The sequence below is a fragment of the Azospirillum sp. genome (genome assembly GCF_050789165.1).
This window is the reverse complement of record NZ_JBOZRT010000155.1, coordinates 37,703-51,175: the sequence shown is the minus strand read 5'-3', so window position 1 is coordinate 51,175 and position 13,473 is coordinate 37,703. Positions and strand designations below refer to the sequence as shown.

The following is a 13,473-nucleotide window of genomic DNA, read 5'->3' as shown; positions in this document are numbered from 1 at the left end:
GACGTGATGACCGAACTGATAGCAGCCCTTGCTGAGAACGGCGTCCGCCCGCAGCGCGGAGGCGGCTTCCGCCGTGGCGACAACTACACCACCTGCCCGCAGTGCTCGCACACCCGGAAGAAGAAAACCGATCCGTGCCTGTCGGTGACGCTGGACGACAACGGCGGCGCGGTGTGGATGTGCCACCACTGCGGCTGGTCTGGGAACGTCGCCGGCTTCCTGTACCGCCGTGCGTCGCAGGACGACCGCAAGCCGATCCGCCGGCCCGAGCCGCCGAAGGAGACGCCGCGCCCTGACCCGTTCTGGGCGTTCTTCGACCGTCGGTCGATTGACCGAGAAGTCGTGGAGGAAATGGGCATCTACCGGGGCGAAGCCTACTTTCCGCAGGCCGGTCAGTCGAAGCCGTGCATCGTGTTCCCCTACGTCGCAGACGGCGTGCTGGTGAACAACAAGTACCGCTCTGCGCAGAAGGAATTTGCCCAGGACAAGGACGCGGAACGAACCCTCTACAACTACGACCAGATAGCCGACGATATGCTGATCTGGGTCGAAGGCGAGATGGACGTTCTGGCCTGCCTGACGGCCGGCTATCGCTCCGTAGTCACGCTTCCGGACGGCGCCCCCAAGGATCTGAAGGACGAGGACGACCCGAGGCGCGAGACGGACAAGCGTTTCGCCGCAATGACCAACTGCGCCGACCGCCTGGAGCGCATCCAGCGCGTGGTGATCGCCACCGACACGGACGAGCCCGGCAACAACCTTGCCGAAGAACTCGCGCGCCGGCTCGGCAAAGAGCGGTGCTGGCGTGCCCGGTGGCCGGCCGGGTGCAAGGACGCGAACGAGGTGCTGACCAAGATGGGTGTGGACGTTCTGCGCCGCTGCATCGAGAGCGCCAAGCCGTACCCGGTCAAGAGCCTGCACACCGCCGAGACGTACCGCGATGACGTGATGGCGCTGTACCGCGGCGAGATCCAGCAGGGGTTGACCACTGGTTTCGAGAACCTGGACCGCTTCATGAAGCTGACCGGAACCGGGCAACTCGTGATCCTCACCGGCATCCCCAACCACGGAAAGTCTGAGTTCCTTGACCAGATCCTCGTGAACTATTGCCGGCTTCACGGGTGGCGGGTTGCGTACTGCTCGTTCGAGAACAACCCGCCCCGCCACATTGCCAAGCTGATCGAGAAGGTCGTCAAGAAGCCGTTCCGCCAGTACGACGGCGTAAACGTCACCCCCATGACATCCGATGAAGTCGAAATGGGCATGGAGTGGGTGGAGGAACATTGCCTGTTCCTGCGCGCCGAAGAAGAGGCGCCCACCATTGACTGGATCTTGGAGAAGACCAAGGCCGCTGTCCTGCGTTACGGCATCAAGGCCCTGGTGATCGACCCCTACAACGAGATTGAACACAAGCGGCCCGACGGCATGACGGAGACGGAATACCTCTCCCAGCTTCTCGGCAAGGCCCGTCGCTTCGGAGAGAACCACGGCGTTGACATGATCTTCGTCGCGCACCCGACGAAGCTGCAAAAGAACGGTGACGGGCAAGAGCCGGTTCCGGATCTGTATGACATTAGCGGCGGCGCACACTGGAACAACAAAGCTGACATCGGCTTTGCCGTGTGGCGTGACAAGAGCAACCCAAATAGCACGACTTTGGTAAAGGTTCACAAGGTCCGCAACAAGGATCTTGGGCAGGTTGGAACGGCGGATTTTGTCTATCACCGCCTCACCGGAACCTATACAGAAGCGTGAAGATCGGAGTATAATCAATCATGACGCTGGAAGACTACACAGTGTTTTCATGCACTCAGGGTTTCGGCTCGTATGGCGAGCCTCATTGGCGCATTGCGCGCCGCGCTGATCTTCCGATGACGCTGGTAAAGGTCATTTTGGAAAAGGTCTTGTTGGTCCTCGGCTATGTCCAGGTCCGGTACATCGACCGCGGGTATCGCTGGTCGCGTACGGCCCTTGGTGACCAGATCGCGGAGGGGCGGCATGGCCGGTGACATGCACGTTCCAAAGGACGCGCCCGCGTGCCTTCGCTTCGGCGACCCACGCAAGCTGCCGATCCGTTCCCCATGGAGCTATGACGGCGGCGCCTGCTGTCCGCTTTTCCTGACGGAAAAGGACGGGGCCATAGCGCTCGACCACACCCCCGGCTGCACATCACAAGGCGTCTGCGCCCGCGCCAGGAGGTCCCGCGACCTTCGCGAAGGGAAGTACCCGCCTCACCCCACGGTCAAGACCCGAGACACATGGCAGTACCGGGTGCGGATGTGGTTGGCGGAACTGGCGCGGCGTGTTGGACGGAGGGCGGCGGCATGAACGAATGGACGCACAACTCTCTGGCCGCCGACCTCGCCGCCTGGCGCCAGCGGAACCAAAAGCGCATCACCTTCGAGAACATGGCGTTTGGCGACTGCCGGCCGGACGTGTTCTCGCTGGTCAAGACGCTGAACCCGCTCCGGTTCGACCCGATCACCGACGAGGTGAAGGTGAGCCGGGGAGACTTCCTAGCGGACCTTCGAGCGTCGAAGTGGCTGGTCTACGCCCCGTTCTCGGCCCGGATCTTTTTTGCCTGCCCAGCGGGCCTGATTAAGCCGCACGAGGTGCCATCCAGCTGCGGACTGATCGTGCGCGGCGCCGTTGCTTGGGAGGTGGTGAAGCGCCCCATGGTCAACAAGGACGCCCGGCTGACAGAGCGCGAGTGGATGAAGCTCGTTCTCGGTCGGTGGGCAGACCGGGCGGTTGCGGCATGACGCCCATCCCCACCTCACTCCAACACCGGGTAGGCCGCTCTCCCGCTGGAGAGGATCAGCTAAAGGCCATGGGCGCCGCCGCCTGGAGACAAGGCCGCGGTCTCTGGATACCGGAGGAGGCGCTACAGCGCATGGACGAGATAAGCAGAACCTTTGCCGAAAGGATCGGCGACAAGCTTTACGGAAGGAGGGGAGCATGAGAGTCAGCAGCACCGATGAACCAAGCCCAGACACCCCGGAGCGCAACCGCCTAATTGCCTATCTGCGCGAGACGAACAAGCCGGGGCGCAGCTTCATCTCGACATCATCGCGCGCCCCAGGGGCGACGGATGAGCAGGTCAGCGCCGAAATCATGCGCGTCCTGAAGGGAATGGAAGATGGGTCAATCGCCTACACGGTCCATGATCGCTTTGAAGACGAGCCGGCGCGACAGAGCAATATGCTGATCGACGCCGCCCTATCAGAAACCAAGACGACGGAGACCTAAAGCATGCCGAGCCTAGCCGAGATCGCCGCCGACCCGGCGAAGAAGGAAGCCTCCATCCGTCGCATGCTGGCGATGGGTGATGGGTGGTACGCCGCCTATCGCCGCGAGGTGGAGGAGGCATGGGTGGCGGGGCGCGCTGACCGGGAAGTAGCCGAGTGGATGGAGATGTTCGGCATCATCAGTCCGCTGGAGGCGCGGGAGTTCATCTGACCGCGCAAAAAATGCATCTTGACGCATTCGGATAGTTGGATACCCTTTCGCGCGCGCGCGAGCCGGTGTATGGTGTATTCGGATAGGCTGTTACACCAAATACGGAGGCAGGCGTGGACCAGACGCCGACTCGGCACCTTCGCAAGATGTCCGCCCACTTAGCGATGGAGGCGTGACGATGTCGCGACGTGGGCGTAAGCGCAAAGACGGTCCGCGGGAGCCGAACGGCCGCCGCAGCCGCGTGGAGATCAAGAAGCACGAGCCGGTGGTCAGTCCGGAACTCCTCCAGCGCCGGGCTGATGCCGCAGGGCGTGGGAACGAGCAAGACCAGCTTGCCGGCTCGGTCCTCGGGTGCCTCCTGCTTCGCGGGCACATCACGCCTGAGCAGCACGAGGGCGGATCCCTGCTGACCGAGCTATGGTCCGTGTGGTCGCGCATGGCCGCCGCCCCGGCCCGCCACGCTCGCGCCGCTGGCGGGACGATGGTCCCAAGCGGCGTTTCTGAGGAGGCGATGCCGGTGGACGAGATCGAGCGCCGCGCTCGCTGCGACGCCGACCCTGAGAACCCATCTCCGGGCGCCATCGCTGCGTGGGAGCGGGTGTGCGAGAACATGCAGGCGTTCCGCGTCGCTATCCGGGACTGCCGCAACCACGCCCTCGTGCTGGCGATCCTCGAAAGCGTCTGCATGGACGAGATCATGCCGCCCCGCCTGCAGGACCGGGCATGGTCCATCGGCTGGGATGCTCTCAAGGATGGACTGGACGTGGCGGCTGAGTTCTTCGGCGTGCATGGAAAGCGACAGGCGGCGTAAAAAAGCTGTTGACACAAGGTATGCCCAAGCGTCATTAATAGAACATCAGATTTTGCGCCCGCCCGGTTGATGCCGCGGCGGGCGTTTCGCTTTGCAGGCCGCGCCAGCGCTCAGCCTATCCGCTAAGTGCCGACCGCGCTCCATCGCGCCGGCCTGCAATCCCCTGAGGTATCCGCCCATGTCCGACGCAGCTTTTGGCGCCGCGCTTTGCGTTGTGGTTGCGCTTACCGCTTCTGGTCTGGTGGCTGCCATGTACGTGCTGGGGCGCTGACCGCATGCCGACGCCGCCTCTTTCGGATGCCGAGTGCATAGCCGCTCACGAGGCGATGCAGCGGCACCGGACGCAGGGTGAAGCTGCGGCGGAACTGGGTATCGCGCGGGAGTCGTTGCAGCGCCGATTGCGTCAGCACGAGGCGCGCGGGCTCGGCCGGTCTCCCAGCCCAGCTGAACTGGCGGAAGCCTACAAGCCCGCCGCTCCCGACATCTCCCCGCGCGAGATGCCGAAGTACCGGGTGATCGCGCCGGCCAGTGACAAGCTTCTCCGTGTGCTGGTGATCGGTGATGCGCACGACCACCCCGGCATACCGGACAAGTCGCGCTTCCGGTTGATTGGCAAGCTGGCGGCGGCCGAGCGGCATGACGTGATCCTGTCCATCGGTGACTTCCTCGACCTGCACTCCCTGTGCACGCACACCCGAGAGGACACCTACAAGGGCAAGGCGAAGCCATCGTTCGCCCAGGACATCGACAGCGCGGCGCTGGCCATGGCGGCGCTGGAGGCCGAGTTGCCGGCCGACTACAAGCCGCGCAAGCACATCACGTTCGGCAACCACGAGGGCCGCGCCTGGCGCTATGAGGACGCCAACCCGGCGACCATCGGCCAGATGACCGGGCAGGTTGAGAACGTGTTCGAGTCCCACGGCTGGAGCCATCAGGCGTTCGGCCACTGGACCATGATCGGCGGCGTCGGCTTCACCCATGTGCCGCGGAACATCATGGGCCGCCCGGTCGGTGGGAAGAACGTTGAGAACACGGTGGCGAATGAAGCCACATGGGATATCGTCTTCGGGCACTCCCACCGCCACAACGTCGTGCACCGCGCCAAGCACGGGTACAACAACTCGGTCACGGTGGTGAACGCCGGAACTGCCATGCCGCCCGGCTACGTGGCTGATTACGCGGAAGGGCTCCCGACAGGATATCACTACGGCGTGGTTGAGTTGGTCATCTTCGACGGGCGCATTCAGTCCGCAGTGTTCCGCTCGTTCCGCGAGTTGGGCATTCGGTTCCTTGCCCAGGCGCTAGGCCGGACGCTCGTGGCATGAGGCGCGACTTCAGCTATTTCAGCGGCCCCGTGGCGGAGATCGTCCACCACGGGCACGGCAAGCCGCTTCCCGAAGGGTATGAGTACCTTCCGCAGCGCGCCTCGCACCACACGCAGCACAGCGCGATGATCGGCCCCAAGGCCCGCCGCCTGCACACCTACGTGACCAGCGGAGACGACGGCGCCCCGGTTCTGGTGGTGTGGCGGGACGGCTCCCGCCGCTGCATTGAGATCCCGCTGGCTGACCCTCTCGGCCTCGCCCAAGAGTTGGTCGCCCGCTACCGCGAACACCGACAGGGCCAGCCCCGGCCCGATAAGCTGGGAGACCCCTGATGGCCGAAGACACGATGAACCGCTTACACCACGACCTTGGTGTGATCTCAGGAAAGCTGGACAGCGTGTTAGCGGCCATAAACTCCCATGGGGATCGTTTAGCCTCTTTAGAGGACCGTGTCGGCAAGCTGGAGCAGGCCAAGGCCTGGGTGCTTGGTGCGGCTGCCGCCTTGGGTGGCGCGGCCGGCAAGCTGGCGTCGCTGCTGAGCGCAGGTGGATGACCGACCTCCGCCCCGTCCGTCTCATCCACCGCCCATCGGAGCATCCGATACCGTGGCAGGTAGAGGCGATGGACGGATTGTACCTCGCCGGCTTCCGCACCGCCGAACTGGCGCGAGAGTACATGCGACGGCAAGGGATGCGCGAGGAAGCTTGAGCGGGGCCGCGAGTTGCGGTAGACTCAGCTTCGCTGCGGCGGCGTGGGAGTACACGCTAAGCCGACGCTAGGAACCGATTGACTTAGACGGGGATGTCTCTTCGGAGGTCCGGGCAAAGCCGAGGCGATGCCGAACATCCCGGCCGGTGGTTCAAATCCGGCCCGCCTTCGGGCGATCTATCGGGGGTCACAGTCGGACGGACACCGCTATGCGGTGCGAGGTAAACGGGTTCCTTGCCGGTATCCAATCCGGCCCGCAGCGCATCATTCCGGCAGATGGCGCCCCACCGAAGCCGGGCATCTAGCGGGGCCGCCTCACGCGAGGCGTTTACGGTTTCGCCGTCCCTGTGGCGGCAACGAGTTGCGGTGGTGAGGCTGAGTACCGCCAAGCTGGGAGGTGGAGCCCGCGAGGGCCGATCCGTAAGGCAAGGGCGCGAACAGGCCCCGCCGCAAATCACGCCTACCGTCTGCGAAGCCCCACGTCTCACGCGGGGTGAACGCCGGCACCAAGGTATGTGTGTCATGCCCATTCCTTCAGCCGGTGGCTAGCAGCGGCGGGCAACAGCGCAGCAAAGGCTAGGCCAGAGCCGACAGTGTTGCTGCTTCGCGAGGGCGCCACTCCACACGGGGCGGCGCCCTTTCTCATGTCTGGAGGCCGGCATGTTCTTCGTGCTTCTCCTGGCCTGCTCCACCCAACAGCCTGTGTGCATTCCCGTCCGAGCGGAGCGCATGCAGACCTACCCCACGGAAGCATCCTGCATGTCACGCATGGACGCTGTGGTGAGTGGTTGGCAGATGTCGAACCCGACGTTCACCGTTGAGTTGGCCGGCTGCATGCTGGTGGAGCGGCCGGCATGAAGGACGAACCTCCCATCATGGGCTTCTGTGACCCGTACGAAGACACGCCGACGCAGGCCTTCATCACGGTGGAGGACTGCGCTCGTGAGTGCCGCTGCCGGGCGTGGTTCCTGATCGGCGTTGGCCTGATCGCTGGCGTCATCGTCACTGCCATCGTTCACCGCATCATCACCTAACCCCATCCGCCCACAGCCACGGGCGTAACCATCGCAGCACACGGCATCTCCTCAGGCTGGTAGCCGGTAACCCCGGCTGCCCAGCGATGGGGGCGTGGCTGCGCCAGCTTGAGGAGATGCAGCATGGCACACGTCTACGAAGGCGCCCCGGACGACCGTCAGGCCGGCGACATCAAGCCGAGCCGCTTCCGGCCGAAGTACCGCGCGCTGACCGACGCCGAGAAGGCGCTGCACGACGCGATCAAGGGCAAGGCCGCGGAACTGGAAGCGCTGTTCGAGCGCGCCCGCGATCTGCGCATCCCCGCCGTGGAGATCCAGCCGGTGAACGTCGGCGACGGCGCTGAGTCCATCATGGTTGAAGGCGTCTCGGTCGGCCCAGAGTGGGAGTATTTCCACGACGGCATGAAGTCGCTGGAACTGGCCGTCATGTGGACGGTCAAGGGCCTGACGGCGTGAGGGCCGCACGATGGCTGGCCGCGACCAAGTGATCGTGATCGAGCGCCCGGTGCACGAGTGGTTCGCCCTGACCCGCTCGGCCTATCTGGTTCTGCCCCGCCTCGCGCTGGAGGCTATGCCCGTCGAGTGGCAACACCGCTTTGTCGCCCTGATGGACGAGGCTGAGGCGATGGGCCTCACCACGCCGAGCGACTACGAGGTGCGCCGCCGTGACGATACCGGCCGCTACATCGAAGACCCGTGGGCGAACTACCGTCGTGGTGACTTCGGGGCTGTGCACGGCAAGCCGCTGAGCGAGGTGTCACCATGAGCCTCCGCGACTGCCAATCCGGCCCTGATCGCCTGGACAAGATCGAGGTGCAGGCCAAGGAACTCTCCCGCATCCACGGCACCTATGACGAGCTGGTGAAGGACGAGCAAGGCCGCATCACCCTGAAGCGGGCCACGGCATCGCTGCGTGAGGTATCGGCCATGGCACGATGGCCGGGTGGGGTGGGTGAGGAGCCGGTCTTTGGGGAGCAGGGCTAGGCGCCGGCTTTAGCTGCTGCCCGTCGCTTCCTCATGTACTCCCGCTGATAGGCGGTGCGGTCGAAGGTTCCGCGAGGCGCGCGCTCCTTCGGTGGATCTGCCGACTGGACGGCAGGCGCTGGCGCTTCTACAGGCTTTGGAACTGGGGCTGGCTTCGGTAACGGCCGGGCATTGGCGCAGATGCCGTAATGCCGCTGGCCGCAGATCTTGCACTTCGGGGCGTCCATCCCGTTAGTCTAACATTGGCCAAGCGTGAGCGCCACCGATGCCGTCCAATCCCTTCTACCAATCGGCAGCGTGGAAGGCCCTTCGCTCCGCCGCTCTGAAGCGCGACCGCTACCGCTGTACCGTCCCTGGCTGCTCCAGCACGCACCGCCTCACCGTTGACCACATCGTCAGCCGGCCGAAGGGCGCGACGGGGCTGACCGCTCAGGACGTACTCTCGAACCTCCGGGTGCTATGTGCCGACCACGACAACCAAGCCAAGGAAGGCGCGGACGGACAGCGCCGGGGCGACGGTCGGATGGTGGTGCGAGGGTGCGACGCGGACGGATGGCCTTTGGATCCCCGGCACCGGGCGTGACCGGCGTGGGGAGGGGGGGGGATCAGATCTTCGGGCCGAATGGGGGCCACAACCGGTCAGGGCCTCTTTGCGCGCGTCCACAGTTCAAATGTTGAGGTAGAGCTATGGCGATGCCCCGCACGCCAAAGGCGAAGGCGGCGGTTTCCGGGCAGGCTGGGAAGAACCCTCAGCGCTTCAAAGGCCGCAAGGACCCAACCGCTGCTTCGCTCGGCAACCCGCCGGCATGGATGACCAAGGAGCAGTGCGCCGTCTGGTCTCAGTTCGCGCACGAACTGCCATGGCTGAACGGCTCCCACCGGGCGCTGCTGGAAATCGCCGTCAACGTCCGCACGCGGCTGATAGCCGGACAGGACGTTGGCGTCCAGGCGCTCAACCTGCTTCGCCAGTGCCTTGGGCAGATGGGCGCCACGCCGGCCGATGCGACCAAGATCACGGTGCCTGATGGCGACGAAGAAGACCCAGACGAAGCGTTCTTCCGCCGCCCCAACTGACCGCGCCACGGCCTACGCGCAAGCAGTCGTTGCTGGGGAGATCGTAGCCGGTCCGCATGTTCGGAACGCCTGCCGGCGGCACTTGGACGACTTAGTGTGTGGGCATGAGCGCGGGCTGACCTACGACGTAGCAGCGGCCGAGCACGTGTGGAACTTCTTCGAGGGGGTGTTCCGGCTGTCGGAAGGCCAGTTCGAAGACAAGCCGTTCAAGCTTCACCCGTCACAGGCGTTCGTGCTGGGCTCGCTGTTCGGGTGGAAGCGGGTGGATGGCACCAGGCGGTTCCGCCGGGCCTACATCGAGCAAGGGAAGGGCAACGGAAAAAGCCCGCTGGCCGGCGGCATCGGCCTGTACGGGATGACGGCCGACGACGAAGCGGGCGCGCAGATCTACGCCGCCGCGGCGAAGAAGGAACAGGCCGCCATCCTGTTTCAGGACGCCTGCAAGATGGTGCGGAAGTCGCCGCCCTTGCTGAAGAAACTGGCGTTCAGCGGTGGCATCGGGCGCGAGTTCAACATCGCGCACCACCCGTCGCAGAGCTTCTTCCGGCCCATCTCCAAGGACGCAGGCAAGACGGGCTCCGGTCCGCGACCGCACTTTGCGCTGTGCGATGAGGTGCACGAGCACCCTGACCGCAGCATCATGGAGATGCTGGAGCGCGGCTTTAAGTTCCGCCGGCAACCGCTCCTGCTGATGATTACCAACTCCGGCTCCGACCGGAACTCGGTCTGCTGGGAGGAGCACGAACACGCTGTTCGAGTGGCCGCCGGGACGCGGACCCCGGACGAGACGTTCACCTACGTCGGCGAGCCGCTGGACGATACGACGTTCTCGTTCGTGTGCGCTCTCGACAAGGACGACGATCCGCTGAACGACCCGTCGTGCTGGGAAAAAGCCAACCCTCTTCTCGGGGTGACGATCACCCGCGAGTATCTGGCGGACGTGGTAAAGCAGGCGAAGGCACTGCCGGGAAAACTGAACGGCATCCTCCGGCTTCACTTCTGTCGCTGGACGGATGCCGACATGGCTTGGATGAGCCGAGAGGCGCTGGAAGCGGTTCTGGACGACTTCGACCCCATTGAGCACAGCGGGGCGGAGGTGGCGGCCGGCGCAGACCTCTCGGCGACGCAGGATCTTACCGCGCTCGGGTTCGTGGTTGAGACCGGAACGGTGGAGATGCCGGGGCCGGACGGTACGACGGTGGTCAAGCCTACCTACGACGCCTGGGTTGAGGCATGGACGCCGGGCGATACGGTTGATGAGCGGGCGCTACGCGACAAGGTTCCGTACGACGTGTGGGTGCGCGAGGGGTGGTTGAACGCCCCGCCGGGAAAGGTGGTCCGCATGGACTTCCTGGCCGCACGCGTCGCGGAAGTCAGTCTGGAGTACCTGCTGAAGGTGCTGGCCTACGACGCCTACGCGTTCCGCAAGAACTTCGAGCCGGAGCTTGATGCTGCGGGCGTCACGGTGCCGCTGGTCGAGCACCCACAAGGCGGAAAGCGCAGGGCGCAGCCGGCCGACGAACAGAAACGGGCGGCCGAGGCGGAAGGCAAAGAGGCTGATGGGCTGTGGATGCCAGGCTCGTTGACCGAGCTGGAAACGCTGATCCTGGAGAAGCGCATCCGCATCCGCCGAAGCCCGGTCATCATCTCGGCAATCATGGGCGCATCCATCGAACGCGACCCGTTCGATAACCGATGGTTCAGCAAGCGCAAGGCTACCACCAGGATTGACCCGCTGGTGGCGTTGGCGATGGCGGTTGGAGCGGCGACATCCGCATCGTCCGTCGCGTCCTCCGGTCCCGAAATCATCGTCCTCTAACCCAAGGCTTCAGCATGGCACAGAACGACGCGCCGAAGGCTACCGGCGGCCGGTTGGCCGTGCTCTCCGACCTGTGCGGCCTGATCGGCGCCGGGCTCGTGTCCTATGGGGCGTGGCTCGTCTACGAGCCGGCTGGGTACATCGTCGGCGGGGCCATGCTGCTGACGGTCGGTGTCGTGTCCGCGCTGCGTCGGGGTGCCTGATGGCGGGATTTCTGCAAGCGCTGTTGGGCGGTCCCTCTGAGCGGCGCTCATCGTCGCTGGAGATGGACCTGTGGTCGTTGCTGCTGGGTGGCGGCGGTTCGTCGAAATCCGGCATCAACGTGACCTATGACGAGGCGTTGAGGTGCAGCACGGCGCTCGCCGCGGTGCGTGCCCTGTCGCAGGGCATCGCACAGTCGTCTTTCGGGCTGTTCCTGCCGACCAAGGACGGGCGCGGGATGGAGCCGGCCGTCAAGCACTCGCTGAACCGGCTGCTCTATCGCCAACCGAACGAGTGGCAGACTTCCTACGAGTTCCGCGAAACCCTGATGATCCATGCCGTGCTGACCGGCAACGGCTTCGCCTTCATCAACCGGGTTGGTGGCCGAGTGGTCGAACTGATCCCGCTCCTTCCGGGGCAGGTGGCGATTGAGCAGAAGGCCGACTACTCGCTGGTCTACCGGGTCACGTTCGCTGACGGGAAGTATGCTGAACTGAAGCGCTCCGACGTGCTGCACCTCCGCGGCATGAGCTGGAACACCTACGCGGGAATGGATGCGCTGCGGCTGGCGCGCGAGGCCATCGGGCTCGCCTCCGCCACCGAAGAGACCCACGCCCGCCTGCACTCCAACGGTGCGCGGCCCGGCGGCATCCTGACCAGCGATGGCACGCTGAACAAGGAGCAGGTGGAGCAGATCCGCGCCGCGTGGCAGCAGGTTCAGGGCGGCGTGCACAACGCCATGAAGACGGCGATCTTGTCCGGCGGGCTGAAGTGGACGCAGCTTTCCATGACGGGCGTGGACAGCCAGCACCTCGAAACCCGGCGCTTCCAGATTGAGGAAATCTGCCGAGGCATCGGCGTGTTTCCGCAAATCGTCGGGCACTCGGACAAGACGGCCACCTACGCCAGCGCGGAAGCCTTCTTCCAGGCGCATGTGACGCACTCGCTGGCGCCATGGGCGGAGCGGCTGGAGCAGGTCTGCGACCGCGACCTTCTGACCGAGCAGGAAAAGGCGGCCGGCTACGCGACCAAGCTGGACCTGCGCAATCTGGAGCGCGGCGACACCAAGGCCCGCACTGAATACTACGCATCCGGCATCAACGCTGGCTGGCTGGTGCGGAACGAGGCGCGTGTGAAGGAGGGATTGAACCCGCTTCCCGGACTGGATGAGCCGCTGCAACCGCTGAACATGGGGAACGGCAACCCATCCCCAAACCCCGCCGCTGAGCCAACCAAGGGCGGAGCGCCGGACGAGACGAAGGCCGGGCGCGTCCTGTCGGCTGCGAACGAGTCCCGCATCATCAACGCACGCGACGAACTGAACACGGTGCTGGCGCAGGTCCAGAGCCAGACGGAGGCCCCATGAACCGATTTCTTGAGTTGAAGTCGGCCGGCGCTGGAAAGCACCTGGCCGCGGTTGGCCGCGAACTGAAGGCGGTCGATGACAAGCCCGGCATGGTGACCGGCTACGGCTCCGTGTTCGGCGTGAAGGACAGCTACGGCGACATCGTGGCGCCGGGCGCGTTCACGGCGAGCCTCGCCGACTGGACCGCGAAGGGGCGTATGCCGGCGATGCTCTGGCAGCACGATCCGTCCGAGCCCGTGGGCGTGTGGACGGAGATGGTCGAAGACAGCATCGGCCTGCGCTGTACGGGCCAGCTTCTTCTCACCGTCGAGAAGGGACAGGAAGCTTATGAGCACCTGAAGGCCGGCACTGTCGGCGGCTTGTCCATCGGGTTCCAGACCGTTGAGCGGACGTGGAACTACGAGGAAGAGACCCGCACGCTCAACAAGGTCAACCTGTGGGAAGTGTCGCTCGTCACCTTCCCGGCCAACGACATGGCCCGCGTGAACGGCGTCAAAGGCGCCGAGCGCTTCAAGAGCATTCGTGAATTCGAGGACTTCCTTCGGGATGAAGCGGGGTTCTCCAATGCCCAGGCGAAGGCCATCGCCTCGCGTGGGTTCAAAGCCGCCTCGGACGCTCGGGACGAGCCTGAGGGACTGGCTTCCGTGTTGGCCGCGCTTCGCTCGGTCAACGCTCGCACCACTCCCTGAACA

At 65.0% G+C, this 13,473-nt stretch carries 19 protein-coding genes; all 19 read left to right on the top strand.

The features are described 5' to 3' along the window. Window positions 1-6 precede the first annotated feature (6 nt). The 19 genes from ACRWK7_RS32110 (at window position 7) to ACRWK7_RS32020 (ending at window position 13,470) form a co-directional block, all read left to right on the top strand. Window positions 7-1,755 carry a DnaB-like helicase C-terminal domain-containing protein gene (locus ACRWK7_RS32110; protein WP_431861423.1) on the top strand — a complete coding sequence of 583 codons (1,749 nt, stop codon included), beginning with the start codon at window positions 7-9 and terminating at the stop codon, window positions 1,753-1,755. A 20-nt stretch (window positions 1,756-1,775) separates the two neighbouring features. Continuing rightward, window positions 1,776-2,009, top strand: coding sequence for a hypothetical protein (locus ACRWK7_RS32105; RefSeq protein ID WP_431861421.1), 234 nt, complete (start codon window positions 1,776-1,778; stop codon window positions 2,007-2,009). 315 nt (window positions 2,010-2,324) lie between these two features. Next, window positions 2,325-2,762: an MmcB family DNA repair protein gene (locus ACRWK7_RS32100; RefSeq protein WP_431861419.1), complete on the top strand. Its 438-nt coding sequence runs from the start codon at window positions 2,325-2,327 to the stop codon at window positions 2,760-2,762. A gap of 196 nt (window positions 2,763-2,958) precedes the next feature. Further along, a complete protein-coding gene (locus tag ACRWK7_RS32095; protein WP_431861417.1) occupies window positions 2,959-3,249 on the top strand; it encodes a hypothetical protein in 291 nt (96 codons plus the stop codon). Between the two features lie 3 nt (window positions 3,250-3,252). Further along, window positions 3,253-3,459: a hypothetical protein gene (locus ACRWK7_RS32090; protein ID WP_431861415.1), complete on the top strand. Its 207-nt coding sequence runs from the start codon at window positions 3,253-3,255 to the stop codon at window positions 3,457-3,459. A gap of 241 nt (window positions 3,460-3,700) precedes the next feature. Further along, entirely contained in the window at window positions 3,701-4,270 is a 570-nt protein-coding gene (locus tag ACRWK7_RS32085) for a hypothetical protein (protein ID WP_431861413.1), read from the top strand. Window positions 4,271-4,545: 275 nt separating this feature from the next. After that, entirely contained in the window at window positions 4,546-5,595 is a 1,050-nt protein-coding gene (locus ACRWK7_RS32080; protein WP_431861412.1) for a metallophosphoesterase, read from the top strand. After that, window positions 5,592-5,927: a hypothetical protein gene (locus ACRWK7_RS32075; RefSeq protein WP_431861410.1), complete on the top strand. Its 336-nt coding sequence runs from the start codon at window positions 5,592-5,594 to the stop codon at window positions 5,925-5,927. The genes ACRWK7_RS32080 and ACRWK7_RS32075 overlap by 4 nt, the downstream gene beginning before the upstream one ends. Beyond that, window positions 5,927-6,148, top strand: coding sequence for a hypothetical protein (locus ACRWK7_RS32070; RefSeq protein ID WP_431861408.1), 222 nt, complete (start codon window positions 5,927-5,929; stop codon window positions 6,146-6,148). The genes ACRWK7_RS32075 and ACRWK7_RS32070 overlap by 1 nt, the downstream gene beginning before the upstream one ends. An 815-nt stretch (window positions 6,149-6,963) precedes the next feature. Then, window positions 6,964-7,161 carry a hypothetical protein gene (locus tag ACRWK7_RS32065; RefSeq protein WP_431861406.1) on the top strand — a complete coding sequence of 66 codons (198 nt, stop codon included), beginning with the start codon at window positions 6,964-6,966 and terminating at the stop codon, window positions 7,159-7,161. Beyond that, the gene (locus ACRWK7_RS32060; protein WP_431861404.1) at window positions 7,158-7,337 is read left to right on the top strand and encodes a hypothetical protein; all 180 of its coding nucleotides are present in this window, start codon (window positions 7,158-7,160) and stop codon (window positions 7,335-7,337) included. The genes ACRWK7_RS32065 and ACRWK7_RS32060 overlap by 4 nt, the downstream gene beginning before the upstream one ends. A 123-nt stretch (window positions 7,338-7,460) precedes the next feature. Next, window positions 7,461-7,793: a DUF7681 family protein gene (locus tag ACRWK7_RS32055; protein WP_431861402.1), complete on the top strand. Its 333-nt coding sequence runs from the start codon at window positions 7,461-7,463 to the stop codon at window positions 7,791-7,793. A gap of 10 nt (window positions 7,794-7,803) precedes the next feature. Then, window positions 7,804-8,103: a hypothetical protein gene (locus tag ACRWK7_RS32050; protein ID WP_431861401.1), complete on the top strand. Its 300-nt coding sequence runs from the start codon at window positions 7,804-7,806 to the stop codon at window positions 8,101-8,103. Further along, on the top strand, window positions 8,100-8,321 hold the full coding sequence (locus tag ACRWK7_RS32045) for a hypothetical protein (RefSeq protein WP_431861399.1): 222 nt from the start codon (window positions 8,100-8,102) through the stop codon (window positions 8,319-8,321). Before ACRWK7_RS32050 ends, ACRWK7_RS32045 begins: the two co-directional genes overlap by 4 nt. A 687-nt stretch (window positions 8,322-9,008) precedes the next feature. Next, window positions 9,009-9,395, top strand: a complete 387-nt coding sequence (locus ACRWK7_RS32040) for a hypothetical protein (RefSeq protein ID WP_431861398.1) — start codon at window positions 9,009-9,011, stop codon at window positions 9,393-9,395. Continuing rightward, window positions 9,346-11,214, top strand: a complete 1,869-nt coding sequence (locus ACRWK7_RS32035; protein ID WP_431861397.1) for a terminase large subunit — start codon at window positions 9,346-9,348, stop codon at window positions 11,212-11,214. The genes ACRWK7_RS32040 and ACRWK7_RS32035 overlap by 50 nt, the downstream gene beginning before the upstream one ends. Before the next feature lie 14 nt (window positions 11,215-11,228). Next, entirely contained in the window at window positions 11,229-11,417 is a 189-nt protein-coding gene (locus ACRWK7_RS32030) for a hypothetical protein (RefSeq protein WP_431861395.1), read from the top strand. After that, on the top strand, window positions 11,417-12,781 hold the full coding sequence (locus ACRWK7_RS32025) for a phage portal protein (RefSeq protein ID WP_431861393.1): 1,365 nt from the start codon (window positions 11,417-11,419) through the stop codon (window positions 12,779-12,781). The genes ACRWK7_RS32030 and ACRWK7_RS32025 overlap by 1 nt, the downstream gene beginning before the upstream one ends. Next, window positions 12,778-13,470, top strand: a complete 693-nt coding sequence (locus ACRWK7_RS32020) for an HK97 family phage prohead protease (RefSeq protein ID WP_431861391.1) — start codon at window positions 12,778-12,780, stop codon at window positions 13,468-13,470. Before ACRWK7_RS32025 ends, ACRWK7_RS32020 begins: the two co-directional genes overlap by 4 nt. The last annotated feature ends 3 nt before the right edge of the window (window positions 13,471-13,473 follow it).

Excerpts from the sequence above, each read along its gene's own strand:
- ACRWK7_RS32110 (WP_431861423.1), top strand. The coding sequence starts at position 7 with ATGACCGAACTGATAGCAGCCCTTGCTGAGAACGGCGTCCGCCCGCAG.
- ACRWK7_RS32105 (WP_431861421.1), top strand. The coding sequence starts at position 1,776 with ATGACGCTGGAAGACTACACAGTGTTTTCATGCACTCAGGGTTTCGGC.
- ACRWK7_RS32100 (WP_431861419.1), top strand. The coding sequence starts at position 2,325 with ATGAACGAATGGACGCACAACTCTCTGGCCGCCGACCTCGCCGCCTGG.
- ACRWK7_RS32095 (WP_431861417.1), top strand. The coding sequence starts at position 2,959 with ATGAGAGTCAGCAGCACCGATGAACCAAGCCCAGACACCCCGGAGCGC.
- ACRWK7_RS32090 (WP_431861415.1), top strand. The coding sequence starts at position 3,253 with ATGCCGAGCCTAGCCGAGATCGCCGCCGACCCGGCGAAGAAGGAAGCC.
- ACRWK7_RS32080 (WP_431861412.1), top strand. The coding sequence starts at position 4,546 with ATGCCGACGCCGCCTCTTTCGGATGCCGAGTGCATAGCCGCTCACGAG.
- ACRWK7_RS32075 (WP_431861410.1), top strand. The coding sequence starts at position 5,592 with ATGAGGCGCGACTTCAGCTATTTCAGCGGCCCCGTGGCGGAGATCGTC.
- ACRWK7_RS32070 (WP_431861408.1), top strand. The coding sequence starts at position 5,927 with ATGGCCGAAGACACGATGAACCGCTTACACCACGACCTTGGTGTGATC.
- ACRWK7_RS32065 (WP_431861406.1), top strand. The coding sequence starts at position 6,964 with ATGTTCTTCGTGCTTCTCCTGGCCTGCTCCACCCAACAGCCTGTGTGC.
- ACRWK7_RS32060 (WP_431861404.1), top strand. The coding sequence starts at position 7,158 with ATGAAGGACGAACCTCCCATCATGGGCTTCTGTGACCCGTACGAAGAC.
- ACRWK7_RS32055 (WP_431861402.1), top strand. The coding sequence starts at position 7,461 with ATGGCACACGTCTACGAAGGCGCCCCGGACGACCGTCAGGCCGGCGAC.
- ACRWK7_RS32050 (WP_431861401.1), top strand. The coding sequence starts at position 7,804 with ATGGCTGGCCGCGACCAAGTGATCGTGATCGAGCGCCCGGTGCACGAG.
- ACRWK7_RS32045 (WP_431861399.1), top strand. The coding sequence starts at position 8,100 with ATGAGCCTCCGCGACTGCCAATCCGGCCCTGATCGCCTGGACAAGATC.
- ACRWK7_RS32040 (WP_431861398.1), top strand. The coding sequence starts at position 9,009 with ATGGCGATGCCCCGCACGCCAAAGGCGAAGGCGGCGGTTTCCGGGCAG.
- ACRWK7_RS32035 (WP_431861397.1), top strand. The coding sequence starts at position 9,346 with ATGGCGACGAAGAAGACCCAGACGAAGCGTTCTTCCGCCGCCCCAACT.
- ACRWK7_RS32030 (WP_431861395.1), top strand. The coding sequence starts at position 11,229 with ATGGCACAGAACGACGCGCCGAAGGCTACCGGCGGCCGGTTGGCCGTG.
- ACRWK7_RS32025 (WP_431861393.1), top strand. The coding sequence starts at position 11,417 with ATGGCGGGATTTCTGCAAGCGCTGTTGGGCGGTCCCTCTGAGCGGCGC.
- ACRWK7_RS32020 (WP_431861391.1), top strand. The coding sequence starts at position 12,778 with ATGAACCGATTTCTTGAGTTGAAGTCGGCCGGCGCTGGAAAGCACCTG.